The sequence below is a fragment of the Achromobacter sp. 2789STDY5608615 genome (assembly GCF_001298995.1).
GTDB classification, from domain to species: Bacteria; Pseudomonadota; Gammaproteobacteria; order Burkholderiales; family Burkholderiaceae_B; genus Achromobacter; species Achromobacter insuavis.
This window is the reverse complement of the sequence record NZ_CYTY01000045.1, coordinates 1-15,622: the sequence shown is the minus strand read 5'-3', so window position 1 is coordinate 15,622 and position 15,622 is coordinate 1. Positions and strand designations below refer to the sequence as shown.

Annotated in this window: 13 protein-coding genes; 1 reads left to right on the top strand and 12 read right to left on the bottom strand. The window is 71.5% G+C overall.

Annotation, left to right across the window (positions count from 1 at the left end; translation table 11 throughout):
• From AOZ49_RS26895 to AOZ49_RS26870, 6 genes are all read right to left on the bottom strand, one after another.
• The coding region (locus AOZ49_RS26895; protein WP_054478789.1) for a molybdopterin-dependent oxidoreductase at window positions 1-2,212 on the bottom strand (2,212 nt) is incomplete at its 3' end.
• A gap of 7 nt (window positions 2,213-2,219) precedes the next feature.
• Window positions 2,220-3,083 (bottom strand): sulfurtransferase, encoded by an 864-nt coding sequence (locus tag AOZ49_RS26890; RefSeq protein ID WP_054478787.1) that lies wholly within the window; start codon window positions 3,081-3,083, stop codon window positions 2,220-2,222.
• A 13-nt stretch (window positions 3,084-3,096) separates the two neighbouring features.
• Window positions 3,097-3,438 carry a carboxymuconolactone decarboxylase family protein gene (locus AOZ49_RS26885; protein ID WP_054478785.1) on the bottom strand — a complete coding sequence of 114 codons (342 nt, stop codon included), beginning with the start codon at window positions 3,436-3,438 and terminating at the stop codon, window positions 3,097-3,099.
• A 37-nt stretch (window positions 3,439-3,475) separates the two neighbouring features.
• Window positions 3,476-4,480: a tripartite tricarboxylate transporter substrate binding protein gene (locus tag AOZ49_RS26880; RefSeq protein ID WP_054478783.1), complete on the bottom strand. Its 1,005-nt coding sequence runs from the start codon at window positions 4,478-4,480 to the stop codon at window positions 3,476-3,478.
• A 40-nt stretch (window positions 4,481-4,520) separates the two neighbouring features.
• Window positions 4,521-5,885 carry an adenylosuccinate lyase gene (gene purB, locus AOZ49_RS26875; RefSeq protein ID WP_054478782.1) on the bottom strand — a complete coding sequence of 455 codons (1,365 nt, stop codon included), beginning with the start codon at window positions 5,883-5,885 and terminating at the stop codon, window positions 4,521-4,523.
• 18 nt (window positions 5,886-5,903) lie between these two features.
• On the bottom strand, window positions 5,904-7,346 hold the full coding sequence (locus AOZ49_RS26870; RefSeq protein ID WP_054428853.1) for an FAD-binding oxidoreductase: 1,443 nt from the start codon (window positions 7,344-7,346) through the stop codon (window positions 5,904-5,906).
• A 159-nt stretch (window positions 7,347-7,505) separates the two neighbouring features.
• Here AOZ49_RS26870 and AOZ49_RS26865 point away from each other — a divergent pair, with 159 nt between their 5' ends.
• A complete protein-coding gene (locus AOZ49_RS26865; RefSeq protein ID WP_231689723.1) occupies window positions 7,506-8,234 on the top strand; it encodes an IclR family transcriptional regulator in 729 nt (242 codons plus the stop codon).
• Window positions 8,235-8,285: 51 nt separating this feature from the next.
• Here the strand turns inward: AOZ49_RS26865 and AOZ49_RS26860 are convergent, their stop codons facing one another.
• From AOZ49_RS26860 to AOZ49_RS26835, 6 genes are all read right to left on the bottom strand, one after another.
• Window positions 8,286-9,668, bottom strand: coding sequence for an MmgE/PrpD family protein (locus tag AOZ49_RS26860; protein ID WP_054478780.1), 1,383 nt, complete (start codon window positions 9,666-9,668; stop codon window positions 8,286-8,288).
• A 92-nt stretch (window positions 9,669-9,760) separates the two neighbouring features.
• The gene (locus AOZ49_RS26855) at window positions 9,761-11,140 is read right to left on the bottom strand and encodes a S41 family peptidase (protein WP_054478778.1); all 1,380 of its coding nucleotides are present in this window, start codon (window positions 11,138-11,140) and stop codon (window positions 9,761-9,763) included.
• Between the two features lie 29 nt (window positions 11,141-11,169).
• Window positions 11,170-11,634: a hypothetical protein gene (locus tag AOZ49_RS26850; RefSeq protein ID WP_054478776.1), complete on the bottom strand. Its 465-nt coding sequence runs from the start codon at window positions 11,632-11,634 to the stop codon at window positions 11,170-11,172.
• Between the two features lie 88 nt (window positions 11,635-11,722).
• Window positions 11,723-12,184 (bottom strand): hypothetical protein, encoded by a 462-nt coding sequence (locus AOZ49_RS26845; protein WP_054428848.1) that lies wholly within the window; start codon window positions 12,182-12,184, stop codon window positions 11,723-11,725.
• A 143-nt stretch (window positions 12,185-12,327) separates the two neighbouring features.
• Window positions 12,328-14,694, bottom strand: a complete 2,367-nt coding sequence (locus tag AOZ49_RS26840; protein ID WP_054478773.1) for a TonB-dependent receptor — start codon at window positions 14,692-14,694, stop codon at window positions 12,328-12,330.
• A gap of 289 nt (window positions 14,695-14,983) precedes the next feature.
• Window positions 14,984-15,622, bottom strand: a 639-nt coding sequence (locus AOZ49_RS26835) for a FecR domain-containing protein (RefSeq protein WP_197286791.1), incomplete at its 5' end; no start/stop codon positions are given.

Here is a 15,622-nt window from a genome sequence, read left to right as displayed (position 1 = left end):
CGACATCGCGCGTCAGGACGTTGGGATTGCCGTGGCCGCACAGCGTCACCCCGCCGCGTTCGTCGCGCACCGGGTCGTACCAGGCGCCGGTGGGCAACTGCGCCACGCCGGGCATGATGGCCTCGCTCAACGTGGCGCTGGCCAGGCAGGCGCCGCGTTGGTTGAACAGCCGCACGATGTCGCCCTCGGCGATGCCGCGGGCCGCGGCGTCAGCGGGATGCAGGGTGCAGACCTCGCGGCCCTGGCGCTTCTGCGAGGCGCTGTGGGCGCCGAAGTCCAGCTGGCTGTGCAGGCGGGTGGCGGGCTGGTTGGCCACCAGGAACAGCGGATGCGCCGGGGTCGGCGCGTCTTGCGGCGCCAGCCAGGCCGGATGGCCGGGGCAGTCGGCATAGCCGAAGCCGGCGACGGTCGGCGAGCTGATCTGCACCTTGCCGCTGGGCGTGGGCAGCGGCTTGCCGGCGGGATCGTCGCGGAACGCGCGCAGGATGCCGCCGTCGTCGTCCTGCTGCGGCAGCGTCAATTCGCCGCGCGCCCAGAACTGGTCGAAGTCCGGCGCCTCCAGGCCCTTGTCCGCGAGCGCCGCGCGGGTCCGTTCATACAGGTGGCGCAGCCATTCGGCGCTGTCGCGGCCTTCGGTGAAGGCTTCGCGCGTGCCCAGCCGTTCGGCCAGGTCGGTGAAGATGTCGTAGTCGTCGCGCGCCAGGCCGTTGGGCGCGGCGATGCGGTGCATGGCCACCAGCAGCGGGTCGGTGGGCGCGCCGCCGATGTCCTCGCGCTCCAGCGTCATCGTGCAGGGCAGCACGATGTCGGCATGGCGCGCGGTGGCGGTCCAGCCGATCTCGTGGACCACGAAGGTGTCGAGCGTGGCGAAGGCGCGGGCCAGGCGCTTGAGGTCCTGGTGATGGTGGAACGGATTGCCGCCGGCCCAATAGGCCAGGCGGATGTGCGGATAGTCCATGCGCTTGCCGTTGTAGTCGAACGGCTCGCCGGGGTGCAGCAGCATGTCGGCGATGCGCGCCACGGGAATGAAATCCTTGACGCCGTTGGTGCCCTGCGGCAGCGACGCCACCGGCACCGCGTTGCTGCGCTTGCCGTAGTGCGCCAGCGTGCCCAGCGCATAGGCGTAGCCGCCGCCCGGCAGGCCCAGCTGCCCCAGCGCCGCGGCCAGCACCGCGCCCATCCAGACGGGCTGTTCGCCGTGTTCGGCGCGCTGCAGCGAATGCGCCACCGTCACCAGCACGCGCTTGCCCGGCAGCAGCCGCGCGATGCGGGCGATCTCTTCGGCCGGCACGCCGCAGATCGGCGCGGCCCAGGCCGGGTCCTTGGCCTGGCCATCCGCGCGCCCCATCAGGTAGTCCTCGAAGCCGCCCCAGCCTTCGCAGAAGTCTCGCAGGAACGCCTGGTCGTGCCAGCCGTTGGCGACCAGTTCATGCACCAGCGCCAGCATCAGCGCCACGTCGGTGCCGGGCACGGCGCGAATCCATTGCGCCGCCGCGTCGGCCGGCAGGTCGGTGGCCAGCGGGCTGATGTTCAGGAAGCGGCAGCCGCGTCGCGCGGCCTGGCGCATCGAGTCGCGCTCGATGTGGCGGCTGATGCCGCCGCTGGCCACGCGCGAATTCTTCAGCGCCATGCCGCCGAAGGCCAGCACCACGTCGGTATGCGCGACGATCTGTTCCCAGGTGACGTTGCGGCGCGCCACATCGTCCATGCCGCCCAGGATGTGCGGCAGGATCACCGCCGAGGCGCCGGCGCTGTAGCTGTTGACCGAGCGCACGTAACCGCCCAGCGAGGTGTTCAGGAAGCGGTGCACCTGGCTCTGCGCGTGATGGAAGCGGCCGGCGCTGGACCAGCCGTACGAGCCGCCGAACACCGCCTGCGGGCCGTGCTGGTCGCGCACCCGGCGCAGTTCGGCGGCCAGCAGGTCCAGCGCCTCGGGCCAGCTGACCGGCACATAGTCGTCGCGCCCTCGGCGCGCGTCCGGTCCCGGCCCGCGTTCCAGCCAGCCGCGCCGCACCATCGGCGTGGTGACGCGCGCCGGGTGATCCAGCGCGTTGGTGAAGTTCTCGATCAGCGGATTGGGATCGGGGTCGCCCGGATGCGGCCGCACCTCGAGCGCGCCGTCTTTCCACGCGGCGGAGAAGACACCCCAGTGCGCGCTGTGGGGCAGGCGGCCGCTGTCGGGACGGGGCGGGCGGGAGGATGCGTCGATCATGGGCGGGTCAGGGGTGGGCGCCCGTGGCGACGGGCGCGTCGGGTTGCGCGCTCCATTCGCTCCACGAGCCGGGGTAGAGGGCCGCGCCGGGCAGGCCGGCGATTTCCATGGCCAATAGATTGTGGCACGCCGTGACGCCGGAGCCGCATTGGCACACCACCGCGTCCGGCGCGCGGCCATCCAGGTGCGCCAGGAAGGCCTGGCGCAGCGCGTCGGGCGGCAGGAAGCGGCCATCGGCGCCCAGGTTGTCGCGGAAGAAGCGGTTGCGCGCGCCGGGGATGTGGCCGCCGACCGCATCCAGCGTCTCGTTCTCGCCGCGGTAGCGGTCGGGGGCGCGGGCGTCCAGCACCAGGCGCGCCTGCGAGGCCAACGCCTGCCGCAGCTGGGCGTAGTCCAGCGTGGGCTGGCGGCCCTCGGCCACGGCCAGGGTGCCCGCCGGTCGCGGCGCCGGCGCTTCGGTCGTCAACGGCAGGCCCGCCGCCCGCCAGGCGCCCACGCCGCCGTCCAGCACCGCCACGGCCTCGTGGCCGATCCACCGCAGCAGCCACCACAGCCGCGCCGCGTACATGCCGCCGGCATTGTCGTAGGCGACCACCTGGGTGTCCGCGTTCACTCCCAGCGCCGCCAGGGCCCGCGCCAGCGCGGCGCGGTCGGGCAGCGGGTGGCGGCCGTTGCGGCCGGTCTTGGGGCCGCTGAGGGTGTCTTCCAGATGCACGTGGAAGGCGCCCGGCAGGTGGCCCGCGTCGTAATGGCGGCGGCCCGCCTGCGGATCCGTCAGCTCGAAGCCGCAGTCCAGCAGCAGGATGTCATGGAGGCGCGGGCCTTGCAGCGCGCGGGCCAGTTCGTCCGCGCCGATCAGGGTGGTGTGCATGCGTGGCTCCCGTTCAACCCTGGCCGGCCGTCAGCGCGTCCATCGCGCGCAGCGAGTACACGTAGGTGGCGCCGGCGTTCAGGGCGATGGCGGTGCTCAGGGCCTCGCTCAGTTCCAGCTCCGTCACGCCGGCCTTGCGGGCGGCGTCGGCGTGCGCGGCGATGCAGCCGTCGCAGCGGGTGGTGACGGCCACCGCCAGCGCGATCAGCTCGCGCGTCTTGGCGTCGAGCGTGCCGGTAGCGCCCTGCGCCTGGTTCAGCGCGCGGAACGCGGTCAGCAATTGCGGGTTGTGCTTGCCCAGGGCCTCGCCGGCCTTGCGGTTGTTGGCGAGGGTGTCGGTCCAGTTCTGCAACATGAGGGGTCTCCTGAAAATCGGTGGGGTCGGATGGGGTTCATTGGCCGATCTGCTTGAGCAGGTCGGGGGTGGCGGCTTTGCGGTAGTTGGCGATGTCTTCGAGGATGTACTGCCTGAACTGGTCCGTCGGCAGGTCGCGCTCCATCGCGGCGTCCTTGCGGATGGTGTTCTGCACCGTGGGGTCCGCCAGCGCGCGCGACAGATGCTCGGACAGCACCTTGATCACGGCGGGCGGCGTGCCGGCGGGCGCGGCCAGGCCATACCATTGCGTCATGGTCATGTCGATGCCGAGTTCCTTGAAGGTCGGCACGTCGGGCAGGATCGGGCTGCGCTGGCGGCCGGTCAGCGCCAGCACGCGCAGCTGGCCCTGCTGCACCTGCGGCACCAGCGGCGAGGCGGTGGCGAAGAACATGTCGATCTGTCCGCCCAGCATGTCGGTGATGGCGGGGCCGGAGCCCTTGTACGGCACGTGCAGCAGCTTCAGGTGGCCCAGCTCCTTGATGGTCTCCATGCCGATGTGGGCGGCGCCGCCGGTGCCGGTGGAGGCAAAGGTCAGTTCCTTCTGCTTGGCGGCGTCGATCACTTCGCGCGCCGTCTTGAAGTGCGACGGCGTGGCCACGAACAGGCCGTGCGGCGCCTCCAGGATCAGGCCGATCGGCGCGAAGTCGTCCGGCACCTTGTACGGCAGGCTCTGCGGCTTGAGCGCCGGCGACACGGCCAGGTTGCCGCTCATGGCCAGCAGGATGGTGTAGCCATCGGGGGCGGCCTTGGCGACCAGGCCGGCGGCGATGTTGCCGCCCGCGCCCGGCCGGTTCTCGACGATCACGGTCTGCCCCAGCGTCTTGCCCATGGCGGTGGCGATCAGGCGGCCGTAGAGGTCGCCGCCGCCGCCCGGCGGAAAGCCCACCACCAGGGTGATGGGACGCTCGGGAAATGCCGCCTGCGCCTGGCCGCCGGCCAGCGCGGCCAGGCCCAGTGTCGCGGCGATGGCGGCGCGCCGCCCCAGCCGGCGCATGGCGCCGCTCGCGAAGGAAATGCCCATGGTGTTTGTCTCCTGTGTATTTTTTATCAGGGGGGAACCGTCAGGCCTGCAGCCAGCCGGCTTGATGTCGCTGCACCACCCTGTCCACCGAGGCGGCGCACTGCCCCAGGTAGCCCGAGGGATCGGTCAGGCGCAGGATCTCTTCCTCGCCCAGCAGGTTGGCCAGATCCTTGTGCTGGCGCAGCGCCTGGGCGAAGTCGAGCTTGTGGGTGATGCCGTGCATCGAGGCCTCGTAGATCCATTCGTGCGCGGTCTGTTTGCCGACGCGCTCGGACAGGTCCAGCATCACGTGTTCGGACAGCAGGTAGCCGCGCATGCGGTCCAGGTTCAGCGCCATGGCGTCGGCATCGACGCGCAGGCCGGCCAGCAGGTTTTTTGCCTGGAACAGCATGGCGCCGGCGATCAGGCAGCATTCCGGCAGCGCCTTCCATTCGATCTTCCAGGCGATGCCGTCGCGCTCGCCTTCCTGCACCATGCCTTCGAGCATCAGCGCCGCGTTGGCGCGCAGCGGCCGGCACAGGCCGGCGAGGTTCTCGGCCGAGGTCGGGTTGCGCTTGTGCGGCATGGTCGACGAACCCAGCTTGCCTTCCGAGAAGGCTTCCTCGACTTCGGCGAATTCGTTGCGTTGCAGGTTGAAGAGTTCATTGCCGATCTTCGACAGCGTGGCGCCGATCATGGCCAGCACCAGCGCGTACTCGGTGAAGCGGTCGCGCGCCGGCGCCCAGCTGATCGGGGCCGCCTCCAGTCCCAGCTTGGCCAGCGTGCGGCGCTCGACCTCGGCGGCCTGTTCGCCCAGCGAGGCCTGGCTGCCGACCGCGCCGACCACCATGCCCACCAGCACCCGCGCCTCGCATTCCTTCAGGCGCTCGTGATGGCGCGCCAGCTCGTCCAGCCACACCGCGCACTTGTGCCCGAAGGTGATGGGCAGCGCCTGCACGCCATGGGTGCGGCCCGCCATCGGCGTGTCGCGATGGCTTTGCGCCAGGCGCGCCAGCTCGCGCCCGACGGCGGCGAGGTCGCGCATGAAGACGGCATGGGCCTGCTTGAGCTGCAGCGCCACGCCGGTGTCGACCACGTCCTGGGTGGTGGCGCCATAGTGCAGCCATTCGCCATGGTCCGGGCCGCAATGCGCCTGCAATTGCTTGAGCGCCGGCACCAGCGAATGCTTGATGCGGCGGATCTCGGCCGACATGGCCGTGATGTCGATATTGGCGACGGCGGCCTGGGCGCGGATCCGCGCGGCGGCGGCGGCCGGGATGATGTCCAGCTCGGCCTGGGCCTCGGCCAGCGCGGCCTCGAATTCCAGCCATTGCTGCACGCGGTTCTCTTCCGAGAAGATGGCGCGCAGTTCATCGGTGCTCCACAGGTGCTGGAGCGATTGCATGTCGAAGACGGAAACGGGCATGGTGCGGGTCCTGGAGGCTTAGGAGTGACGGGCGGGGCGCGGCAGCAGCCGGCCCGGGTTGAAGGTGCCGCGCGGGTCGAGCGCGTGCTTGATGCGCTGCATCACGTCGACCGAGACGGCGGGCTTGTATTGCAGGAAGGCGTGCTGCTTGAGGCGGCCGATGCCGTGCTCGGCCGAGATCGAACCGCCCAGCTGCGCGGCGACTTCGTGCACGACGTCGTGCACCGCGTCCTCGCGCGCCCGGAAGGCGGCGTCGTCCATCGCCAGCGGTTTGCTCTGGTTGTAGTGCAGGTTGCCGTCGCCGACGTGGCCGAAGCAGACGATGCGGATACCCGGCATCAGGGCCTGCAGCCGCGCGCCGGCGGTGGCGATGAATTCGGGGATGCGCGACACCGCGACCGAGATGTCGTGCTTGATGGAGGGGCCGTCCAGCCGCTGCGCCTCCGGCACGTGCTCGCGCAGCGCCCACAGCTCGTGCGCCTGGCGGCCGGAGGCGGCGATCACCGCGTCGGTCACGCCGCCGTGTTCCATCGCGGCTTCCAGCACGCCTTCCACGGCGGGCTCGGGATCCATCAGCGCCGAGGTCTCCGAGACGTCGAACAGCACCGCCCAGGGCGAGGGCTGCGCCAGCGGATCGCGCATGCCGTCCAGCGGATGCGCCAGCACCTGGTCCAGGGTCTGGCGGCCGATCAGCTCGAACGCCGTGACGCGCTCGCCGACCGCGTCGGTCAGGCGCGCCAGCAGGTCCACCGCCGCCTGCGGCGTCGGCACCGCGGCCCACACGGTCACCACCTTGCGCGGCAGGGCGTACAGGCGGAAGGCCGCCGCCGTGACCACGCCCAGCGTGCCCTCGCCGCCGATGAACAGCTGCTTGAGGTCGTAGCCGGTGTTGTCCTTGCGCAGCGTGCCCAGCTGCGGCAGCACGCGGCCGTCGGCCAGCACCACTTCCAGGCCCAGCGTCAGGTCGCGGGTATTGCCATAGCGCAGCACCTGCTCGCCGCCGGCGTTGGTGGAGACCACGCCGCCGATGGTGGCGCTGCCTTCCGAGGCCAGCGACAACGCGAACAGCCGGCCGGCGTCGGCGGCCGCCTGCTGCGCCGCCAGCACGGTGCAGCCGGCTTCCAGCGTGATGCTGTTGTCCAGCGCGTCGACCCGGCGCACGGCGGTCATGCGGTCCAGGCTCAGCACCACTTCGCGGCCCGAGGCGTCGGGCGTCGAGCCGCCGACCAGGCCGGTGTTGCCGCCTTGCGGCACCACCGCCACGCCCTGCGCCGCGCACAGCGCCACCACCCGCGAGACTTCGGCCGTATTGGCGGGGCGCGCCACGGCGCGCGCGGCGCCGGGAAAATTGCGGCGCCAGTCGGCCGTGTAGCGGGCCATGTCGGCCGCGTCGGTCAGGACGTGGGACGGCCCGACGATGGCGCCGAGCGCCGTGGCGATTGCATCGATCTGATTCGGCATAATGCTACGGTGCGCGGCGCCGGGGGCTGGCCCCCTTGCCGCGCGACGCTTGTCTCCTGGTTGAAACCGGGACGGCATTTCCCTGGTCCGGTAGCCGTCTTTCGTTTCATTGATTAAAATACGTTTTATTGAACAAAACTATAGGAAGCATCCGAAACCGTGTCAAGCGAGAATTCCCCTAAGCCGCCCGCCGGCGTGCTCGAACGCGGCATCTCCGTGCTGGAGTGTTTTGGCGAAGACCATCTGCGCCTGTCGCTGCGCGACCTGGCCGACCGCACCGGCCTGGACAAGGCCACGCTGCTGCGCCTGCTGGGCGTGTTCATCAAGGCGCGCATGATCCATCGCTACGACAGCAGCACCTACGCGCTGGGACCGGCGCTGCTGCACATGGGCATGCTGTATCGCGATACCTTCGACCTGGGTTCGCGCCTGCAGCCGGCGCTGCGCAGCATCGTGGCGCAGACCGGCGAGACCGTGGCCCTGTACGTGCGCAGCGGCGACGACCGCATCTGCCTCTACCGCGAAAACACCACCAAGGAAGTGCGCCACCACGTCGAGGTCGGCACGCGCATCAGCCTGAAGGACGGCGGTTCGTCGGCGCATGTGCTGCGCGCCTTCACCGGCGGCACGACGCCTCTGGCGCGCGACATCCAGGAAAAGGGCTACGCCATGACCCGCTCCGAGCGGGTCGCGGAAATGGCGTCGGTGGCCGTGCCGGTGTTCGATGCCGACGAGACCTTCGTCGGCGCGCTGGTGGTGCTGGGGCTGGCCTCGCGCCACAACGAGGCGGCGCAGCGCAAGGCGGTCGAGATCGCGCGCCACGAACTGGCGCAGCAGGGCTTTCGCACCGCGCCGCCCGCGTCCTGGACGCCGTCCGTCACGCCATGACGGGCGCATGAGGCGGATCGGCGCGCCCCGGCGGGCGCGCCTTGTCGGCGCCTAGCGGGACGCCGCCGCGCCGAACAGCGCGGGATCCGGCAGGCAGGGCCGCGCGTCATTGCCGGCATCGGTGAAGCGCTCGCACCAGGCCACGATGGCCTGGGCGGCGGCGTCATCCATGGCCGGCGCAAAGGCGCGCATGCGCGCCTGCAGCGCGGGCCAGTCGTAAGGGTCTTCGGGATCGCCGCGCCGCAACTGGCGCAACGCGCTCAGCCTGCGCCCATCCTTCAGCGTCAGGGTCACGCGGCTGGGCCGCAGGCGGGGAAACTCGCGCTGGAAGGCGTCGCTGGTGCGCACCGTGATGCGGCGCGCCAACGCAAGCAGGTCTGGCGCCTGCAGGTCCGGCGACTCCATGTCCTCGATGCCGAGCCGGCCCGCGAGCAGCAGCCGCGCCACCACATAGCGCAGCGAGAAGCAGGTCTGCGCGGGCGTGGCGGGCCAGTCGACGCCGGCGATCTTGAGCGCATGCGTGAAGATCTCGACGTCGACCGATTCGATCTCGTCGGGCGTCAGCGCGTGCGCATCCAGCAACTCGCGGGTGGCGTCCAGCGGCGTGAAGAGCTGGGCGCAGCAGGGCCAGGCCTTGATGGTGGCGGTGTTCAGGCGCTCCTCGGCATCGAGGCCGCCGTCGAGCGCATCGAGCGGACCGTCGCCCGCCAAGAGCGCGTGCAGCCCGCGGGCGCCGGTGGCGAAGCGGCGCGCGCCGGGCAGGCCGGCGCGCGCGGCATAGGCGGCGGCCAGGCCGTTGCGCACGGCGAAGGCTGGGTGCAGCGACTTGGCCTCGTGCGCCTCGTCGTCCACCAGCTGCCACAGGCCCGCGGCCTGCGTGGCGCCGATGCCGAGCGCATGGTGCAACGGCGCCGGCGCCAGCCCCAGGGCCACGCCCGCGGCCGCCGCCGCGCCCACCGCGCCCGCCGTCGCCGTGGCGTGAAACCCCGCCGCATGGCGCGTGCCCAGGGCTTCGCCCAGGCGCAGCGAGACTTCGTAGCCGGCGATGATGGCGTCCGCGACCCGCCGCTGCGTCATGCCGCCGTCCGCCGCCAGCGCCAGCGCCGGCGTGACCGACACCACGCCCGGGTGCAGCATGGCGGCGCGGTGCGCGTCGTCGATTTCGCGGATATGGGCGATGGCGGCATTGGCGAAGGCCGCGCCATTGGCGTTGAGGGCCGGGCCGCCGAAGACGGGCGCTGGTCCCGCGCCGGGCTGGCAGTCGAGCGCCACGCGCCGATAGCGGGCCGCGGCCGGCGTGCCCGCGGCGGACCAGCCCGCGGTGAACCAGTCCAGCAGCGCCTGCGCCAGCCGTGCGCGCGTGGTCGGGGAGATCTGGCGCCGTTGCAGATCGGCCAGGTGGGCCACCAGAGTGTGTTCAGCGGAGATAGTCATCGTCGTTTCGTTGAGTGGAATATTTTTCATTCAACGAAACGATAGGTGATTTGTCAAGCGCCATGGCGGGCGCGCACTCCGGGACGCCGCGCCTATCGCCGGCCCGCGCCCTGCAACGCGGTCAGCGCCGCGAGCCGCGCCAGATCGGCGCCGGCGGGGGCCGCGGCCAGGGCCGCGCGTATCCGCTGCGCCATCGGCTGGTTGAAATCGGCCGCGATCGCGGCGCGCACGGTGATGCGCCCCGTGGCGCTGTCGAGCAGCAGGTCCGGGGTCACGCCGTCGCGGTCCAGCGGCGTGCCGTCGGACCGGTACACCCGCGCGCTGGTCACCACCAGCGCGCCCTGCGCGTCGGGCAGCGGCAGGACGGTCTGGATCGTGCCCGCGCCGGCGGTCCGCGCGCCGATGAGCAAGCCGCGGCCATGGTCCTGCAGCGCCGCCGCGACGATTTCCGCGCCGGCGCCGGTGCGCGCGTCCACCAGTATCACCATCGGCACGTCGTGCGGCAGGCGGCCGTGCCGGGCAACGAGCGTGACGGTGTTGGGCGGCGTGCGGCCGCGCAGGCTGCCGAGGCGGGTGCCTTCGGCCAGGACCGCGCCCGCCACGTCCTGGGTTGCCTCGAGCAGGCCGCCGCTGTTGCCGCGCAGGTCCAGCACCACGCCGGCCAGGGGCGCGCCGTTGCCCGCGATCGCGGTATCGAGCGCGGTCCGCAGCTGTTCGCCGGTCTGGCTCTGGAAGGCGGAGATCCGGATCACCGCCACCGCGCCGGCCCATTCCGGGCGCACCGAGGGCGGCGCCTGGACCGGGCCGCGCACGGGGTGCATGACGAGCGGGGCGGCGGCGCCGGGCCGCTGGATCACCACCTGGGGGCGGGTGCCCGGGGCGCCGCGCAACAGCGCCACCGCCTCGGGCAGCGGCAGGCCGGCGGTCGGGCGGCCATCGACGCTCGCGATGATGTCGCCGGCCTGGATGCCGGCGCGTTCGCCCGGGCTGCCGGGCAGGGGGCGCTCGACGGTCAGGGCGCCTTGCTGCATTGACATCTCCAGACCGATCGACGCTGGCGGCGGCGCCATCTCGGCGCGCGTGGCCACGCGGCTGTGGGTGTCCAGGCTGGCCAGCATGCCGCGCAGGGCCGCCTCCAGCGCCGCTGCGCGCGGCGCGCCCGCGTCAAAGCGCAGGATCTCGTCGGCCAGGATGCGGGTCTGCGGCGTGATGCCGGCGGCCTTGTCCTCGGCCTGGATCGCCTGCGCGATCGACGCCTTGCGCGCGTCGTCGGCGGCGCCGGGCAGCGCGGCGAGCGCGCGCAGGCCATGCACCGCCAGCGCGCGCGAATCGAGCGGGTCGACGTACTGGTCCGTGAGCTGCGTCAGCGCCGCGGCCAGCGTGCCTTCGACCTGCTGGCGCGATTGGGCCCGGGCGGGCGGCGCCAGCGCGATGCCGCAGGCAAGCAGCAGCGCGAGCGCGGGCCGCGGCAAGCGGGGCCGGGACGCCGGGCGCGCGCCGATCACTGCACCTTCACGCGCACCGCGGCGCCGGGACGCGGTTCGAACGCCGGCACGGTGCGGTTCTTCAGGGCCTCGCCCTTGGGGCCCCACACCAGCGTGTCGGTGGGGAAGCTCTCATCGCGCGTCATCCTGTCGATCTGCGCCGCCACCAGCTTGGCGGCGCCGTCCACCTCAGGGTTCCAGGCGTACACGCCCCACTGGCCGTACCAGGCCGCGGGCGCGTCGGCGTCCAGGCGCCGGTCGGGACACATCACCAGGCCCTTGTCGAGCAGCACGCGCAGGCCGCCCACCGGCACCAGCTTGACGGCCGGGGTGGTGCGCTCCTTGCTGTGTCCGGGGCATACGTTGGCGCTGCGCGCCACGGTGGTCTCGACGACCTCGCGGTCGGATTGGGCAACGGCGGCCGATGCGGCGCACAGGGCGAATGCGGCGGCAGTCCAGGCGAGAGGGATACGGCGGGTCATGCGTGGCCTCCTGGTCCGGGAGCGGACGGGTCGGTGGGTGGAAGTCCTGGCTGCCGGCCGCGCGGATGCGGGCCGGCGGACAAGGCGGTCATGGGGTTGGCGGCGTGCGCGGGCGGTCGGGGCGGATGATCCGCCAGAAGCTGGCGCCCACCACGGCGCCCAGCGCGGCGGCGGTCAACGGCACGATGGGGCGCGACACGATGGTGTCGGCCATCATGGCCAGCGCGAGCCGCAGATCGCCGGGACCGAATATCGAGGAAAGCAGGATCAGCGCGCACCAGCTCACCAGGCCGATGGCGGTGAAGGCCAGCAGATAGGGCGCCAGCGTGGCGCGGCCGCGGCGGCGCAGCGCGAAATGCGCGGGCAGGCCCAGCAGCAGCATGGCGCCGGCGCCCGCCGCCGCGCCCAGCAGGGTGGCGATCAAGGTCCAGTCCGGCTGCTCGGCGGCTGCGATGAAATCGGGCTGGCGCCAGAACAGATGGGCCTGCAATCCGATGACCAGCGCGGACCAGAAAGGTCCGGCCAGAAAGGCAAGGAGAAGTCTCGTCATGCTGCGGAGTGCGGCGCCGGTGCGGGCACGCGGCGCCTGGCTTTTTTTGCGTGCGGCGATCTTATCAGCCGCCATGTTTCGCTGGTGGTTACAGGTGCGACAAGATCCAGGCGGCCGTGCCGCGACCGCCCGTCGCCGCCGTGTCAGAAATCCATCGTCGCCGACAGGCTGATGGTCCGCGGCTGGCCGAGATACAGCCAGTTGCTGGAACTGCCCGACCAGTAGTCGCGGCCGAATGCGTTGTTGATGCCGGCGCGCAGCACCAGCGGGCGATCCCAGGCGCGGGTCTTGTAGCGGGCGCCGAAATCCCAGCGCGTCCAGCCGGGAATGCGGCGCGTATTGGCCTGGTCGAGATATTGCGGGCTGGTGGAGGTCATGCGCGCGGTGAGCGTCAGGCCGGGCAGGGCGGACAGGTCGTATTCGCCGCCGAGGTTCACCTGCCAGCGCGAGACGTTGGGCGCGATCTTGTCGTCGTACAGGCCGCCATCGGTCTTGGTCAAGCGCGGATCGGTGTAGGCCACGCCGCCCAGCAGGCGCAGGCCGCGCGCCGCTTCGCCGAAGACGTTCAGCTCCACGCCGCGATTGCGCTGTTCCATGCCGACCTGGTAGGTCGAGGTGCCGTCGCCGTTGGCGACCGCCAGGCCGCTTGGTTTCTCGATCTGGAACAGACTGACGGTGCCGCTGAAGCGGCCGAAGTCGTACTTCACGCCGACCTCGCGCTGCTTGACCTTGATCGGCGCGAACATCTGCCCGGCGTTGGTGGTGCCCATCGGCGCGGTGTCGCCCTGGATCAAGCCCTCGATGTAGTTGCCGTAGATCGACAGGTCCGTCGCCGGCTTGATCACGGCGGCGAGAACGGGGGTGATGGCATGTTTGTCGTAGGTGGCGCTGGCGACGCCGATGCCGGTGTCGGTGACGATGTTCCTGACCCGCTGGTAGCGCGCGCCAAACGTCAGCGCGATGCGGTCGTCGAGCCACGAGACCGTGTCGGACAGCGCCACGGACGGCAGCCGCAGCGAATTGGTCTGCGGCGGGTTCGACGAAAAGCCGTCCGTCGATGGACGGCTGACGCTGACGGGATGGTAGATGTTGGTGGTGAAGCTGGAGAACCCGTAGTACGCGTTCGTATAGCCCGTGTCGCTGGTCAGGTGGGTCGCGCTCAGGTTGACCTGGTGCTTGAACGCGCCGGTCTCGAAGGCGCCGCGCACGCCGGCCTGGACGACCCGGTTCTCGATCCAGTTGGGCCAGTAGTAGACGGTGGCCTGGGCGTTGCCGGCGGCGTCCGTGACGAACAGGTCGGTCGACAGATAGCGCGACCGCGTCTTGCTGGCGCCGACCGCGCCGTACACGCTCCAGTCGGGGTTGAGGTCGTACTCGGCCTTGGCGAGCAGGTAATCGCTCGTCGACCTGGAATACTCCCAGTCCTGGGCGATCTGGCGCCTGGCGGAGGGCGGCCTGGGAATGGACAGACCATCATCGATGCCGAACCCGGCCGCGCCCTGGGGCGCTTCGTTGTTCATCGTCTGGTGTCCCGCGTCCAGCGATGCGCGCGCATTGACGCCGCGATAGTCGATGCCGACCACCGCCGCGCCGAACTCGACCGATTGCCCGGCCGTGGCGGTTTTGCCGTCGCGGTACAGGCCGTTGAAGCGGATGCCCCATTGATCGTCCTGGCCAAAGCGGCGGCCGAAATCCAGGTGGCCGCCGACGTTGCCGTCGGACAGGTAGGTGGTGGTCAGGCGCGTCAGGGGCTTGTCGTCCGCGTGCTTCGGGACCATATTGATCGCGCCGCCGACGGCCCCGCCGGCGCCCGTCGCCATGCCGTTCAACAGCGCATTCGGGCCCTTGAGAATCTCGACGCGCTCGACCAGTTCGGCGGCGCCCGCGCGGCTGGAGATGATGCCGGGAATGCCATCGAGCAGGATCGAGTCCTGGACGGACAGGCCGCGGATCATGAAGATCTCGCCGCCCGCCGCCGCGTTCGTCAGGCCATAGGACACCGTGCGCACGGAGGGATCGTTGGCCAGCACATCGGCGATGGTGATGGCCTGCTGGTTCTCCATCAGTTCGGCGGTGTAGCTGGTGGTGTTGAACGGCGTATCCATCAGGTCCTTGTTGCCGAGCAGCCCCATGCGGCTGCCGCGCGCGACCTGGTCGCCAGCGTAAGGCGCCGGCAGGCCGCCGGCCGGTTCGGCGCTGGCGGTGACGGTCACGGCGGGCAGCGTGGTGGGGGATCCGGACGTCGCGGCGGGCAGCGCGCGCAGCAGGTAGGCGCCATTCGTCTGGCGCACCGCTTCCAGGCCTTGCCCCGAGAGCAGCGTCGCCAGGCCGGCCTCCACGCCATACGTTCCCCGCAGTCCCGTGCTGGCCTTGCCCGCAGTCAGGCCGCCGGGCGCGGACAGCAGCACGCCCGCCTCCTGCGCGAAGCGGTTCAACACCGTGGTCAGCGGACCGGCGGCGATGTCATAGCGCCGCGTCTGCGCGGCGTCCGCCTCGGCCCGCGCCGGCACGGGCCAGGCCGCCGCGCAGAGCAGGGGGCCGGCGATGGACAGGTGCAGGGTGAGCAGCAGGGGGGGCGCAAGGCGGTGTCGGGCTTGCCCGCGGTCAGGCGGCGTGGCGCGGACGTGACGCGGTGCGGGAGGCGGCTACGGCGGTACATGGATGGCTATCCTCGAAGGTTGAAGGCGATGAGGCGACCAGCGAGGGCGGCGGCGGGCGCGCGCTGTCTGATCGACGCTTATCTCTTGAACCGGATGAGGCGGAAAAAGGGGAACCGTCCTACGCGGGAAAATTGCCGGGCTAGCGGGCGTCGACCGTGATCCACCAGGGCAGCGAGTGATGGATGCGGATCGGCAAGGTCTGCGCCAGCATGGCCAGGGCCTGGTCCGTGTCGTCGGTCGGATAGACCCCCATGACCTTCAGGCTGGCGACGGCGGGCGCCACGTTGATATGGCCGCGACGGTAGCGGCTCAGTTCGGCCAGCAGGTCACCCAGCGGCATGTTGTCGGCGAGCAGGATGCCCTTGCTCCAGGCCGCGCGCATGTCGTCGGCGCCATCCAGCGGGGTCAGCGCGCGGTCGTCGAAGCGCGCCGCCCCGCCCGCTTCGATGCGCCGTTGCCCGCCATATTGCGTGAGGATCTCGACGGCGCCGTCGAACACGTCCAGGCGTGTCTGCTGGTCGGTCAGCCGAACCGTGAAACGGGTGCCCAGGGCCTGCAACCGGCCGAACCGCGTCTGCACGAAGAACGGCCTGCCCTGGGCGTCCGGAGCGGTCTCGATGAGGATTTCGCCGGCCAGCAGCGCCAGGCTGCGCATGCTGTCCTGGTAGCGCACCTGCAGCGCGGTGCCGGTGTTGAGCCAGACCCGGGAGCCATCCGCCAGCCGCAGCTCGCGCCGTTCGCCCGTGCCGGTGGCGTAGTCGGCGCGCAGCGCCGCCAC

Bases quoted from the DNA above. Each gene is read 5' to 3' on its own strand.
- AOZ49_RS26890 (WP_054478787.1), bottom strand. From the start codon at position 3,083: ATGCACACCACCCTGATCGGCGCGGACGAACTGGCCCGCGCGCTGCAA.
- AOZ49_RS26885 (WP_054478785.1), bottom strand. From the start codon at position 3,438: ATGTTGCAGAACTGGACCGACACCCTCGCCAACAACCGCAAGGCCGGC.
- AOZ49_RS26880 (WP_054478783.1), bottom strand. From the start codon at position 4,480: ATGGGCATTTCCTTCGCGAGCGGCGCCATGCGCCGGCTGGGGCGGCGC.
- purB (WP_054478782.1), bottom strand. From the start codon at position 5,885: ATGCCCGTTTCCGTCTTCGACATGCAATCGCTCCAGCACCTGTGGAGC.
- AOZ49_RS26870 (WP_054428853.1), bottom strand. From the start codon at position 7,346: ATGCCGAATCAGATCGATGCAATCGCCACGGCGCTCGGCGCCATCGTC.
- AOZ49_RS26860 (WP_054478780.1), bottom strand. From the start codon at position 9,668: ATGACTATCTCCGCTGAACACACTCTGGTGGCCCACCTGGCCGATCTG.
- AOZ49_RS26850 (WP_054478776.1), bottom strand. From the start codon at position 11,634: ATGACCCGCCGTATCCCTCTCGCCTGGACTGCCGCCGCATTCGCCCTG.
- AOZ49_RS26845 (WP_054428848.1), bottom strand. From the start codon at position 12,184: ATGACGAGACTTCTCCTTGCCTTTCTGGCCGGACCTTTCTGGTCCGCG.